This window comes from Mycobacterium sp. JS623, from assembly GCF_000328565.1.
GTDB lineage: Bacteria > Actinomycetota > Actinomycetes > Mycobacteriales > Mycobacteriaceae > Mycobacterium.
In genome coordinates this window covers 1,822,414-1,839,656 of sequence record NC_019966.1, presented here as the reverse complement: position 1 = coordinate 1,839,656, position 17,243 = coordinate 1,822,414, and the positions used below count along the sequence as shown (strand labels likewise).

Below are 17,243 nucleotides of genomic sequence, written 5' to 3'. Positions count from 1 at the left end.
GCGCCACTAGAGGTCGTAATCGCCCGGCCCGCTTTCGATGACGCGTTGAATCGGCCCGCCGGTCACTTGAGCACCACCACCGAGCGCAGCACCTCGCCTGCGGGCATCTTGTGGAAGGCGTCCTCGATGTCCTCGAGCCCGATCCGCTCGGACACGAACTTCTCCAACGGGAACCGGCCCTGCAGATACAGGCTGATCAGCGTAGGGAAGTCGCGCTCAGGCAGGCAGTCGCCGTACCACGACGACTTCAACGAACCACCCCGGGAGAAGAAGTCGATCAGCGGCATCTCGAGGCTTCATATCCGGTGTGGGCACACCCACCAGCACCACGGTGCCCGCCAGATCACGGGCGTAGAACGCCTGCTTCCACGTTTCAGGGCGGCCGACGGCGTCGATCACCACGTCGGCGCCGTTGCCGTCGGTCAGGTCCTGAATGGTCTTCACCGGGTCGAGCTCTCGCGCGTTGATGGTGTGCGTGGCGCCGAAACCGCGTGCCCAGTCCAGCTTCTTGTTGTCGGTGTACACGGCGATGATCCGCTTTGCCCCCACCAGCGCGGCCCCCGCGATCGCGGCGTCACCCACACCGCCGCAACCGATCACCGCGACCGTGTCGTCACGGGTGACAACGCCGGTGTTGATCGCGGCGCCGATACCGGCCATCGGGCCGCAGCCCAACAGCCCGGCAACAGCGGGGTCGGCGGCCGGATCGACCTTGGTGCACTGGCCCTCATGCACCAGCGTCTTGTCGGCGAACGCCCCGATACCCAGCGCCGGTGTCAGTTCGGTCCCGTCGGTCAGCGTCATCTTCTGAGAGGCGTTGAACGTGTTGAAGCAGTTGCGCGGCACACCACGCCTGCAGGCCCGGCACTGCCCGCACACCGCGCGCCAATTCAGGACCACGAAATCACCGGGCTCCACATGTGTCACACCCTCGCCGACCGACTCGACGATGCCGGCCGCCTCATGGCCGAGCAGGAACGGGAACTCGTCGTTGATGCCGCCGTCGCGATAGGTCAGGTCGGTATGGCAGACACCGCACGCCTGGATGTCGACCACGACCTCACCGGGGCCGGGATCGGGGATGACGACATCCACCACCTCGACCGGTTCGCCCTTCTTCGGTGAAATCACACCGCGCACCGTCTGAGTCATGCGTACAACCTACAGTTGAGCGCCGATTTTGAAACCCTCACTGCTGTGGCCCTTTTGGGTGTGCGAGAAGCCGTCGGCGCCGACGGTGATGTCGGCTTCGCGCGCTTCCTCGCGTTCGCGTGTGGGTACCGCCGTCCCGTCGAGGTCCAACACCGCAGACGCGTCGGTATACCAGCTGGGCACCACCGGGTTCGCCCACCAATCGCGGCGTTGGTTGTCGTGCACGTCCCAACTCACCAGCGGATTGTCGGGGTCACCGGTGTAGTAGTCCTGGGTGTAGATCTCCACGCGGTGCCCGTCGGGGTCGCGCAGATACAGATAGAACGCGTTCGATACGCCGTGCCGGCCGGGGCCGCGCTCGATGGCCCCGGATCGGCGCAGGGCGCCGAGCTTGTCGCATATGTAGAGAATGTTGTGCTTCTCGTGGGTGGCGAACGCGATGTGGTGCATCCGTGGGCCGGTGCCGCCGGTGAGTGCGGTGTCGTGCACGGTGTCCTTGCGCGCGAACCATGCCGCGTAAATGACCCCGTCATCGTCGCGGATGTCCTCGGTGCGCTTGAAGCCGAGATCCTCCAAATACTGTGCGCCGGCGGCGACGTCGGGATGCATCTGGTTGGAATGGTCCAGTCGGACGATCGCCCCGGCGCCGTGCAGCTCGTAGTTCCACGTCAGACGGGGCACATGGGCTACTTGATGGAAGAACTCGTAGGGGAAGCCGAGCGGATCCAGAACCCGCACCACGTCGCCGACGCCGGTGCGGAAGCAGGCTTTCTCACGTCGCACGTCGCAGCCGAGTTCGCGGTAAAACTCTTCTGCGCGTTGCAGATCGGACTCGGTGCGCACCCGGAAGCCGAACGCGGCGACCGCGGGCACCGGACCCTGGCGCAGCACCAGATTGTGGTGGATGAATTCCTCCAGGCAGCGCAGGTGGATCTCGGTAGCGCTCTCCTCTGTGACGATCAGCCCGAGCACGTCGACGTAGAACTCTCGGGAAGCGGCCAGATCTGACACCACCAGTTCGGCGTAGGCGCATCGCACCACGTCGGGCGGCGGGGTGCGCAGTGGGGGGTCGGTAGTGAGCTCAGCCATGACAACTCCTTGCTGATCAGCCGGCGCGGTTGCCGACATAGGCCGTGCCTGTGGTGTGGTCGGCGTCCACGCCGAACCGGGTCGTGTGGACATCGCCGAGCGTGACGTGCACGGCCTGTTGGTCGGTGTAGAAGTCCAGTGATCGATAGCCGCCCTCATGGCCAAGCCCCGACGCCTTCACACCGCCGAAGGGGGGCGCGAAGGTCGCGCACGTTGTGGGAGTTCAGCCAGACCATGCCGGCCTCGATGCGGTCGGCGACGTTGTGGGCGCGGCGCAGGTTGTTGGTCCACACGTATGCGGCCAGCCCGTATTGCACATCGTTGGCGAGATCGACCGCCTCGTCCTCGGTGTCGAACGGTGTGATCGCCACTACCGGACCGAAGATCTCCTCCTGGAAAATGCGTGCGGTGCGAGGCACGTCGGCAAATACCCTGGGACGCAGGTAGTTTCCGTGCGTGAGCTCGGTCGGGCGGTGCCCGCCGGCGACGAGCCTGGCCTCGCCGCGGCCGATCTCGACGTAGTCGCACACCCTTTGGGGGTGCTCGGGGTGCACCAGCGCGCCGACTTCGGTGGTGGGGTCATCGCGGTCGCCGACCTTGATCGCCTCGGCTCGCTCGGCGAAGCGCCGGACGAATTCGTCGTAGATCGGCCGTTGCACGAGGATTCGCGAGGACGCCGTGCAGCGTTCGCCGTTGAGCGAGAAGACACCGAAAAGCGTTGAGTCCAGGGCGGCTTCGAAGTCCGCGTCGGCGAAGACCAGCGCGGGCGACTTGCCGCCGAGTTCCATCGACAGACCCTTGAGCCGGTCGGCGGCGTTGGCGAAGATGAGCTTGCCGGTCGTCGTCTCCCCGGTGAAGGAGATGAGGTCGACGTCGCGGTGACGCACCAGGGCGTCCCCGGCGATCTCACCGATCCCGTTGACGAGGTTGAACACCCCGTCGGGAAGGCCGGCGTCGGCGAAAATCTGGGGTCACAGCGAGGCGCTGAGCGGGGTGAATTCGGCGGGCTTGAGGACCACTGTGCACCCGGCCGCCAACGCGGGCGCCAGTTTCCACGACTCCAGCATGAATGGCGTGTTCCACGGGGTGATCAGGCCCGCCACGCCGACGGGTTTGCGGTTGACATAGTTGAGCTGCACCCCGGGGACCTTGTAGGCGTCGTCGGCGCGCGCCACCACGAGGTCGGCGAAGAAGCGGAAGTTCTCCGCCGCCCGGCGTACCTGGCCGCGGGCCTGGGTGATCGGCAGGCCGGTGGATGGACTACTCCAACCGGAGACAGGCGACATCACCGCGACAGTCGAATTCACAGACGTTCATGGGAAGACTTGGGAGGTCAGGTTCATGGCAAGCACCGCCCCCCAATGCCCACGTGAAATGGTCATCAAATCTACTGAGCGCCAATCGATCCGACGAGTCGGATGAGCCTGGCGGTCACTCTACGACGTGACGCTGCACGCGACGGTCAGCGGAACAGAGGGGCCGGCGATGGCGTTTAGCCTCAGACGGATACACACCGTCCCCACGAGTATGAGCCGCGAAGTGTTTGCGAACTTGGTGGCGCGCCGACGATCTTGACGACGGCTCCGTCATGCAGGGAAGCTATAGTCCGGTCGCATCAGACCGCGCACCGCCGTGGTGTTCGGCCCGAAGTTGAAGAACAGGTTAGCGGTGATCGAAATATCCTGGCGCAGAACGGTAAACCCTTGTCCGCCGCGATGCCCACATCACCGTGTCTACTACGCGCCCTTCCGCTGCGCTGCGGAGCGCACGCCGAAGATGCTGCGAGCCATCGGCTTCTGGCGACATTCCGACAGTACGCGTCCGTATTCGCCCAGCGATTCGGAAGAAGGAACGGGCGTGGGCAAACGACGCCATGCGATGCGCCCACAGACTAGGAAGTACCAGCTGAGTTCTTCTTGCGTAGTGAGGTTTTCGAACGCACGGGTCAGCACTCAGGTCAGCGCTCACGGTCTTGCAATTTGAATGCCGAGACGACCCGGGTTGGCCGCACCCGGACCACGACTCCGCCGGGGGCCGAGTTGCGCTGGCCGAACTCGTCGGCGCGATCGGCTCCCATGTAGCGCGCAGCGATGCGGGTTGCGGTGTCGAGCAGCTGTTCGTGGTCCTCGGTCATGGTGGCCACCCCCTGCAGCTGCACAAACGAAAACGGCGGATGCGGGTCATCGACGCACACCGCCACCCGAGGCTCGCGGGCCAACGCGCGGCCCTTGGCGCTGTCGCGCATCGTGTTGAACACCAGCTCGCCGTCCTCGACAAGGAACCACACCGGCGCCACCAGTGGCCGGCCGTCCGAGCCGTTGTAACCCAGCACCGCGGTGGGGGCGCCGGTCATCAGGAACTCTTCAACCTCTGACGGAATGGACATGCTGTGCTCCCTTCGGATGGTTCTGACCGGAGATGCGTTGGGCGTCTTAGCAATTCGGAGGCCACCGCCCTGCCGCACGAGGTTCACACGATGACGGCGTTGTCGTCGGGTACTGGTGGGACTGCGGGCGTCTGCAACGCTTGTGGTCGCAGATACCGCGTTCCACGCGCTTCGTCCCAGGCCTGGACCAACGCGTCCTCGCCGCGGCCTTTGGCCAGCGCGCGATCGAACCCGCCGGGGAGGTGAAACACCAGAACGTGGGCGCCGCCGGCCTGGGCGTGCCAAGAGCACAGCGACCCGGCGGGCGCGTAGGCGAACGATCCGGCACCGATCTCGGTCGAGGTTTCATCGACCTCAACCGAGACGACTCCATCGAGAACATAGATAGTCTCGTCGGTCCCTAACACTCGCCGCGGCGGACCGGCCCCCTCGGGGACGAGGGCATCGAGCAGGTCATAGTCCCGTTCGGTGTCTCGGCTGTCGGCAAGCACTCGCCAGCGCGCGCCGAACGCCTCAAACACCGGGGCCTGCACGGCACGCACGACGTGCGTATCGCCAACGGCCCACGCATCGGCGGGAGTGTCGATCAGGTCGTGACTCGGCTTCACGCCGAATGGCAGCGCCGCGACCGGATGGGAGCCGTATAACTGCGCGGTGATCTCGATGTACTCGAAGCCGGCGGGCAGTGGGCCCTCCGCCATGCTCGGGCGTCGCCTCTCCTCGGCCGGCCGGGCCAAACCCATCACGTTCAACTCGTTGCCGGCCGGTGCGTAGAAGTTCAGCACGCGGGCCTCGGCGGTCTCGACGGTGAAGGTATGCGGCTTCATCCGCGGAATGTGCAGAAAGGTTCCGGGATCCGCGCGCACCGATCCACCGTCGATGTGGAAGTCGACAACTCCTTCGAGGACAACGAAATTCTCGACGGCCAGTGGATGCCGATGCGTTGGGGGTCCGAGGCCGCCGCCCATCACCTGTTCGATGAGGCTGAAGCGATTACCGGTCTGCGCCGCGGTGGCGTGAAACAGCCAGAGCGTCTCGACCAGCCACATGGCGGGCGCGGTCTGTCGGTCCAACACATACGCGGGGCGATTGCGTAGCAGCCGCGTGTCCATGAGTTGCTCCTTTGTCCAGTTCGGTTGGTCAGGTGCGCATTTGGCTGCGTTGGGACCACTCGGTCACCAAGTCGTCGATGAACTCATCGGTGATGGTTTCTCGCGCGATGACGCGGCCAAATATCACCGGACCGGACAGCCGGGAGTAGTCCTCGGGGGTGACACACCGGCCGGCGGGTTCCAGCAAGGCGTTCAGCGCGTCGCGGACGCCGACCACGACCTGCCCGAGGGCGCAGCGGCTGGCCGGTTCGTGGTGAGCCTGGGCCATCACCGCGACGAGCGGAGCCGAGTAGTAAGGGTCGCCCAGGTCGTCGCGCATCCGGCGCAGGAACTCGCTCACGATCTGCTCGGGAGTGCCTGTGCCGTCGGGCATTCCGGCCATGGACTGTTCGAGGACGAGATCGACGATCAGCGCTTCGCGTGTCGGCCAGTGCCGATACAGGGTCTGGCGGGTCACCCGCGCGCGCGCGGCAAGTTCGCTGTAGGTGACCGCACTTGGGCCTCCGGATGCCAGCAGGTTGCGGGCGTGGTCGAGCACATGTGCGCGTGTGCGCTCGATACGCGGATCTTGCGACGGGCTGCCTACATCAGCTTGGTCGACCATGTCCATTATCATACATTTTGTTCTTTATAGAGCAATATGGGTGGCTATGATACATCTTGTATGATACGTTGGAGTTGTGATCGATTGACCGTGCGGTACCGCCGAGTGCACGCCCAGCGGCTCGGCAGAACAGGAGAAGTCGCCATGATCCTCGTCACGACGGCCGGCAAGGTCGGTTCGGAAGCGTCGCGCCTGCTTGCAGCCCGCGGCGATGAAGTTCGCATCCTGGCTCGACACCCGGAGACGGCTGCCGCGCTCGCAGCGGTAGGGGTGGACGTCGTCCGGGGCGATCTCGAGACGCCCGCGACTATCGACGCCGCAATGAACGGCGTGTCCAGCGTGGTACTCGTCAGCCCAGCAATACCCGCCCAGGAGCGCAACGTCATCGACAGCGCCGTGCGCGCCGGAGTCGCACACGTCGTGAAGATCACCAGCGAAGCGTCGGCGGACTCCCCTATCGCCCGGCGGCGCGGCCAGGCCGCGATCGAGGCCAGGCTGATCGCCTCGGGCCTGGGCTACACGCTTTTGCGCAACAACGCCTACATGCAGAACTTCCTCGTGTTGGCACCGGCGATCGCGGCCACCGGCGCCTTCGCGTCGTGTGCAGGCGACGGCCGAGTCGGCATGGTGGACACCCGCGACGTCGGCGCTGTGGCCGCCGAGATCGCCGCGTCACCCGCCCTGCACGCGGGAAAGACCTACTGGCCGACCGGGCCCGAGACACTGTCCTACGCCGACGCGGCAGCGACGCTGTCGACGGTGCTCGGCCGGCCCATCACCTTCCGGCCGCAGACCATCGACGAGGAACGACAGGCGATGATCAGCGCCGGACTCCCCGAAAGCGTCGCCGAGGACAACGCCCGCGCGCTCGCCCTTTTCGCCGACGGCGACGCGGACTACCTCACCGGGGACGTGGCGGCCCTGCTCGGCCGGCCCGCGCGCACGTTCGAACAGTTCGCCACCGATTACGCCGAAGCGTTCTCACCAAGCCCAGCACAGGTGCGTTTAGCGATGGCCGCCGACCGGCAACGCCGGGTGCGACAGCGACACAACAGGTTTCGCCGATTCGAGAGATCAAGGTAGGAAAGGAAGCGATAGGTATGACTACCTATGGAGTTACTGGGGCCTCAGGCCACCTCGGGCGCTTCGCCGTCGAGGAACTGTTGGCCCGCGAGGTGCCCCCCTCTGACGTCATCGCGCTGGTACGCGACCGCGACAAGGTCACCGACCTTGCCGCACGCGGCCCGCAGGTGCGCGAGGCCGACTACAGCCAGCCCGAGACACTGGAGCCGGCACTGGCCGGCGTGGACCGGTTGCTGCTGGTCTCGGGCAGCGTGGCAGGCCAGCGGGTGGCCCACCACACCAACGTGATCGAGGGCGCGAAAGCGTGCGGGATCTCCCGCATCGTCTACACCGGCATGCTCAACAACGACAACACCACTAATCCGCTGGCCGTTGAGCACCAGGACACCGAGCGGGTACTGGGTGAGGCAGGCGTGCCGTTCACGTCGCTGCGCAACGGCTGGTACGTCGAGAACTACACCGACCAGCTCGGCCAGTACCTGGCCACCGGCGAGATCCTCGGCGCCGCCCGCGACGGAGAGATTTCGGCGGCCTCCCGCCAGGACTACGCCATCGCGGCCGTCAGCGCACTCCTTGGCGATGAGGGCGGGGATCGGATCTACGAGCTGGGCGGGCCGGCATTCACCCTGACCCAACTCGCCGAAACCATCACCAAGGTGACCAGCACCCCGGTGATCTACCGCGACCTCCCGGTCCAGGACTATGCCGCGGCGTTGCATGGCTTCGGTCTCGACGAGACCACCGCCCGGTTCGTGGCGGCTCTCGATGCGTCCCTGGCCGTCGACGACCTGTACACCACTAGTGAGGACCTCACCAAGCTGCTGGGACGCCCCGCCACACCCCTGGCCGACGTCGTCCGCGCGGCATACGACGCTGTCCAGCACGGGGGTAGCGACCCGAGGTGATCATGGACAGGAGTGCATCCGCATCGGTGGTGCTCGTCCACGGGGGCATGCTAGGCCCGTGGATGCGGTCGGACGTCGCGACAATGCTTGAACGACAAGGACTTTCCGTCCGCGTGCCCGATCTGCCGAGCATGGGAAGCGACCCTGCGCAGACGCCGCTGGGCGACTTTTACGCCGACGCCGCCGAGGTGCGCCGCGTGCTGGACCAGTTGCAGCCGCCGGTGGTGGTGTGTGGGCACTCATACGGCGGCGCGGTCATCACCGAAGCCGCCGCCGGCCCGCACCCGGCGGTGACACATCTGGTGTATCTGGCCGCCGCGATACCCGACAAGAACCAGTCCATCGAGGATGCGGCGGCCGCGACATCCGATCACACCGGGCTCGCGGAAGTGCTGACCCCAGTGGGTGGGCTGGCCGGAACCATCATGTTGGAGCCTGATCAGGCGATTTCGGCGTTATTTCACGACTGCACAGATGAGCGGGCCCGGGAAGCCGCCGCCCAGCTGCGCCCGATGAACCCCGCGGGCCGCTTTCAACCGCTGACCGCCGCGGCCTGGCGCGATCTGCCGTCGACACTTGTGCGGGGAAGCCACGATCGGATTCCCGAGATCCTCACCGCGGTCTTTTTAGACTGCGGCCCGGAAGTGCTGACGCTGCCCACCGGACATTGCCCGAACTGGAGCCGCCCCGATCTCGTCGCCGAACGGCTGCTGAGGTGTGTCGAGAAGCTAATCCAGCCGATCGCGACGTGACTGTGCGTTGCGGTTAGGCGATGTGGCAGACCCTCAGGAGGCGCACATGAAGATTGTGATCTTCGGAGCGAACGGCCCGACGGGCCGGCTGGCGACCCGACGGGTGCTGGCCGCCGGTCATCGCGCGGTGGCGGTGACGCGGCGCCCCGTCGATTTTCCGTTGGCAGATCCTCGGCTGAGCGTCGTCGGTGCCGATGTGCGGGAGCCGGGCGCTCTTGCTGACATCGTTGTCGAAGCCGATGCTGTGCTCTCCGCATTGGGGGTGCCGTTTACCCGAAGCCGGGTGGATACCTACTCGGTCGGCATGGCCAACGTGATCCGCGCGATGCGCACGGCGGGTGTGCGCCGAGTCGAGGTGGTGAGTTCCTCGGGCGCATACCCCTCGGCCGGCCGCCGGCGCGGCGTGCCGTTGTCGATGCGGCTACTCGGGCCGATCATTACCCGAACCATTGGCAAGACGGTCTCCGACGACATCCGGCGCATGGAGATGATCGTGCGCGACAGCGGGCTGGACTGGACGATCGTGCGCGCCTACGGGTTGTTCGACCTGCCAGAACCCACCAATTACAGTGCGGGTGAGATCGATCCGATCAGTGGGTTCACCGCTCGAATCGACTTGGCGGATTGTCTGGTCCGGATCGTCACCGACTCCGCGACGATCGGTTCGACCCTGAGCGTGTCCACGACTGAGGACACGCCGACGTTGTGGCAGGTGATCGCGCGCGAAGCGTTCAAGATGCCGAACCGAGAGCTACACATGCGTCGGAACGCCGTAGTAGGCGACGACTGTGTTCGTGGCATTCGTCGTGCGGGTCAAGACGGCGTATGAGCGGACTAGCGCTGGCCCCATGCAGTCCACGTGGACGTTGAAGTCGTCAATCGCAGTCGATAAGTCGGCTCCATTGAAGTTCCGTTCAAGAACCTCGGTCTTGACATACCCCGGATTTACCGCCGCGATCAAACCTGCAGCAAGGCACTGCGCTTCATATCCAACCGCGATGGTGCCGGAAGGCTTCGGCGCTGTTGCGTTGCCGGGGCCACGCAGGGTTGCGTTGAAGAGGCCCGCGACAATGAAGTCGCGTGTGGGCAGGTTCGGATCGGGCGGCGCGAAGAAGGTCATCGTTTCGCTGTTGGCCGATGCCGTCAGCGTCCATCCGTCCGTGGTTCGGGCGGAGGCCGGGTGGAGGGAATCGGCCTAGTGGCCGGCAGGACCGACAACGCATCGTCTCCGGGCGCGGCGGGCTCGGCCGATGCCGATCCAGTGTCGACACCTGTAGCGAAAGCGAGAACCAATCCCAAGCTGACGGCGATGCGGCCGCCCATCCGAATGGCAGACCGGGCGACCGCCAGCGGGAAGGGCCGCTCTGACGCAGCAGGTGAGCGATCGCGCCCCAGCCACAGTCGACGCCAGCCACCGCGCAGTACGAGAAGCGATGCCATGCTGTTCGGGGACTGAATCACGGCCACTTGAAGGCAGCCGACATCGAGGAGTCGAAGTCGTTTCTACACCAACGGGTTCCGCAACACCGTCACGGTCTCGCAGTTCAGCGGCAGCAGATGCTTGGAGCTCGACCGCTGGACTCAGCAGGGCGACGTGGCCGAGATGGAAACGTCCCGCATCGCGGCACGTGCCTGCCGAGCTACACAGGCGCACCCTGTGCCGATGTCGGACCCAGTCATGGCACTGGCCAACGGGTTCATCTCGACGGCGACTTGAAAGGTGGGCCGCTCACCGGAAGACCACGGTGCAGAGCGAGTTCTCGGGGTATTCCGGTGAGCCGTTGCCAGAACAGAATCAGAACATGCCGTTGTTGTTGGCCGACTCTTCCGGGACCTGCTGAATGACATCCCAGTGCTCGACCACCTTTCCGCTCTCGAGGCGGAAAAAGTCGGCCAATGCCTGACCGGGCGTGCCGGGCTCGAGGATCAGGTGAGAATGGGTCACGACCATGTCGCCTTCGGCGATGACCCGCTTGATGTCCAGCTGCAGATTGGGATATTGCCCGCGCGGCCAATTCACGAAGCCTGTGAAGGCCTCGGGCCCGTCTGCGGCGTCGGGATTGTGCTGAACGTAGCGATCACCGAAGTGATCTGCGATTGCCTTTTCCGGATTTCCGCCGAACGCGGTCTGGTAGTAGTCGATCACGATCGCCTTGTTGCCTTCGAGATCAGGCATGCGAATTCACCTTCCGGTTCTTTCTGGTCCCGGATGAACTCGCGAGAAAGGAGAGCGACCCGGGAACCCAGGGATGCTGGATTTGCCCTACGCGTCACCAGGCCACGTGCACGGGTGTGGCTGGCGCTGGTCATACTTTCCCTTGCCGTCCCAGTTCGGAACGTACGGCTGGATCTACCGCCAGTCGACGGCGATTTCCAGTCGCGCGAACCATCGTAAGCGGACCACGAGGCCCGAGCAATCGACGTTTGTCCATGTCCTTGGGTACCTCTTCGCACCTCTGTCGTAAGCTCGCGCCCTCGAGTACCTTTCGGCCGCGGGCTCGTTCCCGCGGCCGTTCGCGAAGCGATCCGACTAACGCCACCCTCAGCCGGTGGGAGTGGAGACCTGTTCAGCAAGAGGTAACTCCTACGGCAGCCACGTTGCCGGACGCGGCGCGAGCCGCGCTGAGGCCAAAACCAGAGTTGATCGACGGCATCGATGCGTGGGATCCGAACATGTTGGCGCACAGACTAATTGATTCTCATCCAAGGACAGCAGGGCAAAGATGCCCGCGCCGAAAATGACGAATTGAACACCGCGGAGCACGAATTAAGCAGCGGCCTCGCAAGCCTAGGTGTACTGACCCCGGGCGTTGGGTGACGGCGTGGCGTCTGACATGACAAAGAACCTCCGAGTGAAGTGTGTGGGCGGCTCGCCGCGGGCCGGTCGACGCCGCCTTTAAGGGCACTCGTCGCGGGTACGGGTCAGGCCGGGAATCAGCACCTCGTCCACCAGCGCGCGGACCGTCTCTTCCGTGGGCGGACGCCCGGAAATCATGGATCGAAACACCAGATATCCCGGCAGTACGTCCCAGACTTCGTCGTGTATCGCCGCGGCGTCGATTTCTCCCCGCCGAGCGGCATCGAAGAGTACCTCAACGATGAGCCGCTTGCGCTGGTGGACGAACTCGTCCTGCACGGCCGCATTCAGCGCCGGGCTGCGCGACACCTCAGGCATGACCGCGCTCATCGTGCGGGCGTGCCGGCGTGCGTGCTCACAAACGGACGCGCCAATATGCAGCAGGTCGCCGCGTAGTGAGCCGGTGCACGGCGGCACCAGTTCGACCCGAGTCCCCTCGATGAACGCTGCCAGCACCAACTCGGCCTTCGACGGCCATCGCCGATAAACGGTGGCCTTGCTGCACTTGGCGTCGTTTGCCACCGCTTCCACGGTCAACCTGTCGTATCCATTCTGCTGCAACAACCGCAGTGTCACCGCCAAGAACTCCGCCTCGCGCGCGGTCCACCGTGAAGCCGACGACGGGACCGCCACGTCGGGTGTCGAGTCAGAAAACACGCGCACTACCTTTCCCTCCGGCGTCGACGCGACCAATGAGCACGTTGCTCGGCTCGACCAACGCATTCGCCGACGCAACGCTGCACAGCTATCCACGCGTCATCGGGTCAATGTTGCAACGGCGCTACCGCGTTAACTAGCACCACGATCTGATCACTGTACAGATTGTATTTGATCGATGTTAAGATGCTGCAGTGACCAAGGAGCGCTACCACCATGGCCAGCTGCGCGAAGCGCTGCTGGACGCGGCTGAAGCACTGGCCCGTGAGCGCGGGGCCGACGGCTGGTCACTGCGGGAAGTCTCGGCGCAGCTGGGTGTGGCACCAAGTGCTGCCTATCACCACTTCGCCTGCCGCGAGGAAATCGTCATCAAGCTGGCCGAGCGTATTCAGGCGGATGTGGGACAGCGACTCAGTCGTGCGGTGGCCCGGGCGGATACCACCGATCCCCTGCAGCCACTGATCGCCTACGCCCGTACCTATGTCCGGTGGACGATAGACAATCGTGGTCTTGCCGCCCTCGCGTTCGCCGCTGCGCGCGATATCGACCTCCAGGCGATGATCAGCCCCCATCCCTACGACATCCTGGCCACAGAACTGGACCGTCTTGTCGATACCGCAGTGTTGACTCGCAGCGCCCGGGTGGGGGCCGAATTCATGGTGTGGCCGGCGGTGCACGGGCTGGCGGTGCTCTGTGCCGACGAAATGATCCGCCACCGCAACCGCCGAACCACCGACCTGGAAGCCGAACGTCTTGTGCGCGCGCTGCTGGCGGGCCTCAACGACGTGACAACACCCGCGCCCGACCCGACAGCGGCAACGTCACCGCATGGGGAGCGCGCCGCCAAACTACGCCGAAACAAGAGCTCCTCGCAGGGACGCTCTAGAGAGAGCGTGGCACCCCAACAGGTTTGACCAGCACGCGGACCGAGGAGGGCAACCGGATATCGCTGGCGCCTTGCTTCGCGAGCGTACGACATTCGCCGCTGACCTCGATGAGTGCCTCGCCATCTCGGTGGCCTCGGTAAAGTGCGCCACGATGCTCGTCAAGCTCGTCGATCTTGCGGCGCAACAGTTTTCCTGTTAGCGCGGCATCCAGGCAATCGAGCCGATCCGTGCGGTAGCGGTCGCCCAGGCGTGGACCAGCGCCGGCAGCTCATCGCGGGTTGGAGCGGCGGCCGTGGTGGCACATCAGATGGCGTCCTGCGGTTCTGGTTCAAGCAGTCCTCGGACTGCGGTACGGGATCCGTAGGGGCGCAACATTCGGCTGGCGGGCCGCGGTCGCACGTTCTGTGGCCACCAGAACCAGCGGCCGAGCAGCGCTGCGACGGACGGCGTCATGAACGACCGCACGATCAAGGTGTCGAAGAGCAGACCGAGGCCGATGGTGGTGCCGATCTGGCCGAGGACACGCAGATCGCTGAACACGAACGAGGACATGGTGGCGGCGAACACCAGACCTGCTGCGGTCACGACCCCGCCGGTGCCGGCCATGGCGCGGATCACGCCGGTCTTGAGTCCCGCCCCGATCTCTTCCTTGAACCGGGATATCAATAGCAGGTTGTAGTCGGCGCCGACGGCCAGGAGCAGGATGACCGCCAGCGCCAGCACGATCCAGTACAACGGGATGCCGAGGACGTACTGCCACACCAGCACCGACAGGCCGAACGATGCCCCCAATGACAGCGCTACCGTGCCGACTATGACCAGGGCGGCAACCAAACTTCGGGTGATGAAGATCATGATGAGCAGGATGAGGCTCATTGCGGCCAGCGCGGCGATGATCAGATCGTATTTGGCGCCGTCCCGAATGTCCTTGTACGTTGCCGCCGTTCCCGCGAGGTAGACCTTGGCATCCGCCAGTGGAGTGGCCTTGATGGCGTCGAATGCGGAGTTCTTGATGGCGTCGACGTGCGAGATGCCCTCAGGGGTAGCGGGATTGCCCTCGTGGGTGATGATCATGCGGGCGGCTTTGCCGTCGGGCGAGAGGAACAGTTTGAGTCCGCGCTTGAAGTCGGCGTTGTCGAAGGCTTCCGGTGGGAGGTAGAAGGTGTCGTCGTTCTTGGCGGTGTCGAAGGCTTGGCCAAGTGCGGTCGCGTTGCGCAGTGCCTCCTGGTTCTGGGCGTCGGTTCCGGCCGTCGTGGCGTAGTTGGACAGGGTGAGGTCGCGGTTTCGTTCTTGAATGGCGATCTGCGGAGGCAACAGGGCCACCAGTTGCGGTTGGAGGGCGTCGAGCTTGTCGAGGCTTGTCGTGATCTGCCCGAATTGATCGGTGAGCGCGTCGATGCCGTCGAGCGCGTCGAAGACCGATCTCAAGGCCGCACAGGAGGGGATGTCGAAACAATGCGGCTCCCAGTAGAAGTAATTGCGCAGCGGCCGGAAGAAGTCGTCGAAGTTGGCGATCTTGTCGCGCAGTTCGTTGACCGTTGCCACGGTCTGGTGGAACGCCTGGGTCTGCTCGTGGGTGGCGGCAGCGCTGGCCTGCTGTAACGCCACTTGTCGTTTAAGGATGTCGATGGTGTTGGAGATGTCGTTGGCCTGCTTGAGCAGATCGGTCGCCCGGTCCTGTTGGTAGCCGAGGTTCATGATTTGGCTGGCGCTTGATGCGCTGATCTGAAATGGAATGGAGCTGTGGGTGATTGGCGTCCCCAGCGGCCGGGTGATCGACTGCACCAGGGATACGCCGGGAGTGTGCAGAACGGCCTTGGCAACGCGTTCGAGGATGAGCATGTCGGCGGGGTTTCGCATGTCATGATCGGTCTCGACCATCAGCAACTCGGGGTTGAGCCGGGCTTGGGAGAAATGGCGTTCGGCCGCAGCGTAGCCGACGTTGGCCGGCGCCGACGCAGGCAGATAGGGACGGGCGTCGTAGCTGGTCTTATACCCGGGTAGGGCGAGCAGACCGACCAGAGCGATCGCGCACGATACGACCAGGACCGGACCGGGCCAACGCACGATGGCGGTACCAATGCGGCGCCATCTGCTTGCGCGCACTTTGCGTTTCGGCTCCAACAGTCCGAAACGGCTGCCGATGACCAGCACGGCCGGCCCCAGGGTCAGCGCGGCCGCCAAGGTCACAAGTACTCCGATGGCGGCGGGCACGCCCAAGCTCTGGAAGTACGGCAGCCTGGTGAAGTACAGGCACGCCACCGCCCCGGCGATGGTCAGTCCAGAGCCGACGATCACGTGCACGGTTCCGCGGAACATGTCGTGATACGCCGCTGCTCGCTCCTCTCCGCGGTTGCGTGCTTCCTGATAGCGGCCAACCACGAAGATGGCATAGTCCGTGCCCGCGGCAATCGCCAACAGCGTCAGTAGATTCGTCGAATAGGTCGACAGCCCAATGATTCCCCAATTCGCGAGCACGGCGACGACACCTCGGGCGGCGACCAATTCGACGAGGACCGTGACGAGCATGATGAGCGTCGTGGCGATGGAACGGTAGACGACGAGCAACATCAACGCGATGACCAACAAGGTGATAGTGGTGACCTTCTCGGTGCTCTTGCTGCCCACCTCGAAGTTGTCGGTGACCAGTGGCGCCGCACCGGTGACGTAGGCCTTGACCCCAGGCGGTGCCGGCGTGCTCGCCACGATCTCGCGGACGGCGTCGACGGATTCGTTGGACAGTGCCTGGCCCTGGTTGCCGGCCAAGTACACCTGGACGTAAGCGGCCTTGCCGTCCTTGCTCTGCGAACCGCCCGCCGTGAGCGGGTCACCCCAGAAGTCTTGAATGTGCTCGACGTGTTTGGTGTCCTGGGACATGCGCTTCACCAGGGTGTCGTAGAAGTGATGGGCATCCGCGCCAAGAGGCTGGTCGCCTTCGAGCACGATCATGGCCGCGCTGTCGGAGTCGAACTCGCCGAAGACCTTGCCGATGTGGTTGAACGCCTGCAACGCCGGCGAGTCCGGCGAGCTCTGCGCCACCGAATGTGCCGCTCCGACCACTTCCAACTGTGGCGCAAGAACATTCGTGAGAACGGCGACGGCGACCCAGGCCAGCAGGATCGGCACGGCGAGCCGCCGGATGATTCGCGCCAGCCTAGAACCCTCGGCCGTCGATTCGACTCGATCATCCACGCGGTGGTCGTTCATGCTGACTTGTCCAGGCAAGCGATGTAACCGTTCACGTTGTTGATGGACCTTTCGTCCTTGACCACACCATTGACGGTGATGCGGCAACCGATGGAAACGCCATCCCCCTGCGCACGGAGGTCAGCGAAGAGGACTGGGTCATCCGTGGTCAACAGTTGTGACCACGGCAGGGGCGCATCCGTGACGCGCTGGGGTTGGGCGTGTTCGTCCAGGAAGTTGATGGTGGCGACCGAGCCCGGGGACCCGAAGACTTCGAACAGGACGCGCTTGGGGTTATAGCCCGTGTTCTCCAGGGAGTCCGCACTGGGACGTGACACCGCGTTGTTCGAGCCGAATATGCCATGCAACCGATAAACGGTGAAGCCGACGAGAGCCACCACGAGCACGGCCACGATGAACGTCCATCGCCGTCTGACGAGGGTGCGTGCCGAGAACCCTTGCATCTCTGGGCCTTTCGAGAATAGGTCCACGTCGCACCTTTAGGCGAGAGGTCCTTAGCTGTCCTACGACACCCAAGCCGGTGCCATAACGCTTCTCCGTGAGTGGCGGTCG

Annotated in this window: 14 protein-coding genes and 2 pseudogenes; 5 read left to right on the top strand and 11 right to left on the bottom strand. The window is 64.7% G+C overall.

Going from position 1 to position 17,243, the window contains the following annotated elements; translation table 11 throughout:
• Nucleotides 1–62: 62 nt before the first annotated feature.
• The 6 genes and pseudogenes from MYCSM_RS08925 to MYCSM_RS08900 form a co-directional block, all read right to left on the bottom strand.
• A pseudogene (locus tag MYCSM_RS08925) lies at nt 63–1,152 on the bottom strand (S-(hydroxymethyl)mycothiol dehydrogenase).
• Between the two features lie 9 nt (nt 1,153–1,161).
• Nucleotides 1,162–2,241 carry a 3,4-dihydroxyphenylacetate 2,3-dioxygenase gene (gene hpaD, locus MYCSM_RS08920; protein WP_015305823.1) on the bottom strand — a complete coding sequence of 360 codons (1,080 nt, stop codon included), beginning with the start codon at nt 2,239–2,241 and terminating at the stop codon, nt 1,162–1,164.
• A 16-nt stretch (nt 2,242–2,257) separates the two neighbouring features.
• Nucleotides 2,258–3,494 (bottom strand): annotated as a pseudogene (locus tag MYCSM_RS08915) (aldehyde dehydrogenase); the annotation flags it as partial.
• Between the two features lie 704 nt (nt 3,495–4,198).
• A complete protein-coding gene (locus MYCSM_RS08910) occupies nt 4,199–4,627 on the bottom strand; it encodes a PPOX class F420-dependent oxidoreductase (protein ID WP_015305822.1) in 429 nt (142 codons plus the stop codon).
• A gap of 83 nt (nt 4,628–4,710) precedes the next feature.
• Nucleotides 4,711–5,739 carry a cupin domain-containing protein gene (locus MYCSM_RS35210; RefSeq protein WP_015305821.1) on the bottom strand — a complete coding sequence of 343 codons (1,029 nt, stop codon included), beginning with the start codon at nt 5,737–5,739 and terminating at the stop codon, nt 4,711–4,713.
• 28 nt (nt 5,740–5,767) lie between these two features.
• Nucleotides 5,768–6,343 carry a TetR/AcrR family transcriptional regulator gene (locus MYCSM_RS08900; RefSeq protein ID WP_157681306.1) on the bottom strand — a complete coding sequence of 192 codons (576 nt, stop codon included), beginning with the start codon at nt 6,341–6,343 and terminating at the stop codon, nt 5,768–5,770.
• Between the two features lie 144 nt (nt 6,344–6,487).
• Between MYCSM_RS08900 and MYCSM_RS08895 the strand changes: the two genes are divergently transcribed.
• The 4 genes from MYCSM_RS08895 to MYCSM_RS08880 are packed head-to-tail and all read left to right on the top strand — an operon-like array spanning nt 6,488 to nt 9,912.
• Nucleotides 6,488–7,426, top strand: a complete 939-nt coding sequence (locus MYCSM_RS08895; protein ID WP_015305819.1) for an SDR family oxidoreductase — start codon at nt 6,488–6,490, stop codon at nt 7,424–7,426.
• 17 nt (nt 7,427–7,443) lie between these two features.
• Entirely contained in the window at nt 7,444–8,331 is an 888-nt protein-coding gene (locus MYCSM_RS08890) for an SDR family oxidoreductase (RefSeq protein WP_015305818.1), read from the top strand.
• Between the two features lie 2 nt (nt 8,332–8,333).
• Nucleotides 8,334–9,083: an alpha/beta fold hydrolase gene (locus MYCSM_RS08885; RefSeq protein ID WP_015305817.1), complete on the top strand. Its 750-nt coding sequence runs from the start codon at nt 8,334–8,336 to the stop codon at nt 9,081–9,083.
• Between the two features lie 46 nt (nt 9,084–9,129).
• Entirely contained in the window at nt 9,130–9,912 is a 783-nt protein-coding gene (locus MYCSM_RS08880; RefSeq protein ID WP_015305816.1) for an NAD(P)-dependent oxidoreductase, read from the top strand.
• Here the strand turns inward: MYCSM_RS08880 and MYCSM_RS39025 are convergent.
• The 3 genes from MYCSM_RS39025 to MYCSM_RS08870 form a co-directional block, all read right to left on the bottom strand.
• On the bottom strand, nt 9,835–10,203 hold the full coding sequence (locus MYCSM_RS39025; protein WP_085976562.1) for an MspA family porin: 369 nt from the start codon (nt 10,201–10,203) through the stop codon (nt 9,835–9,837). The genes MYCSM_RS08880 and MYCSM_RS39025 overlap by 78 nt on opposite strands.
• A gap of 675 nt (nt 10,204–10,878) precedes the next feature.
• Nucleotides 10,879–11,259: a nuclear transport factor 2 family protein gene (locus MYCSM_RS08875; RefSeq protein ID WP_015305815.1), complete on the bottom strand. Its 381-nt coding sequence runs from the start codon at nt 11,257–11,259 to the stop codon at nt 10,879–10,881.
• Nucleotides 11,260–11,979: 720 nt separating this feature from the next.
• Entirely contained in the window at nt 11,980–12,603 is a 624-nt protein-coding gene (locus tag MYCSM_RS08870) for a TetR/AcrR family transcriptional regulator (protein WP_015305813.1), read from the bottom strand.
• Nucleotides 12,604–12,791: 188 nt separating this feature from the next.
• On the opposite strand from MYCSM_RS08870, the gene MYCSM_RS08865 reads away from it, so the two are divergent.
• A complete protein-coding gene (locus tag MYCSM_RS08865; RefSeq protein ID WP_015305812.1) occupies nt 12,792–13,511 on the top strand; it encodes a TetR/AcrR family transcriptional regulator in 720 nt (239 codons plus the stop codon).
• A gap of 276 nt (nt 13,512–13,787) precedes the next feature.
• Here the strand turns inward: MYCSM_RS08865 and MYCSM_RS08860 are convergent, their stop codons facing one another.
• Nucleotides 13,788–16,691 carry an MMPL/RND family transporter gene (locus MYCSM_RS08860; protein ID WP_015305811.1) on the bottom strand — a complete coding sequence of 968 codons (2,904 nt, stop codon included), beginning with the start codon at nt 16,689–16,691 and terminating at the stop codon, nt 13,788–13,790.
• Complete coding sequence (locus MYCSM_RS08855) at nt 16,688–17,134, bottom strand: MmpS family transport accessory protein (RefSeq protein WP_015305810.1); 447 nt, start codon at nt 17,132–17,134, stop codon at nt 16,688–16,690. Before MYCSM_RS08855 ends, MYCSM_RS08860 begins: the two co-directional genes overlap by 4 nt.
• Nucleotides 17,135–17,243 lie beyond the last annotated feature (109 nt).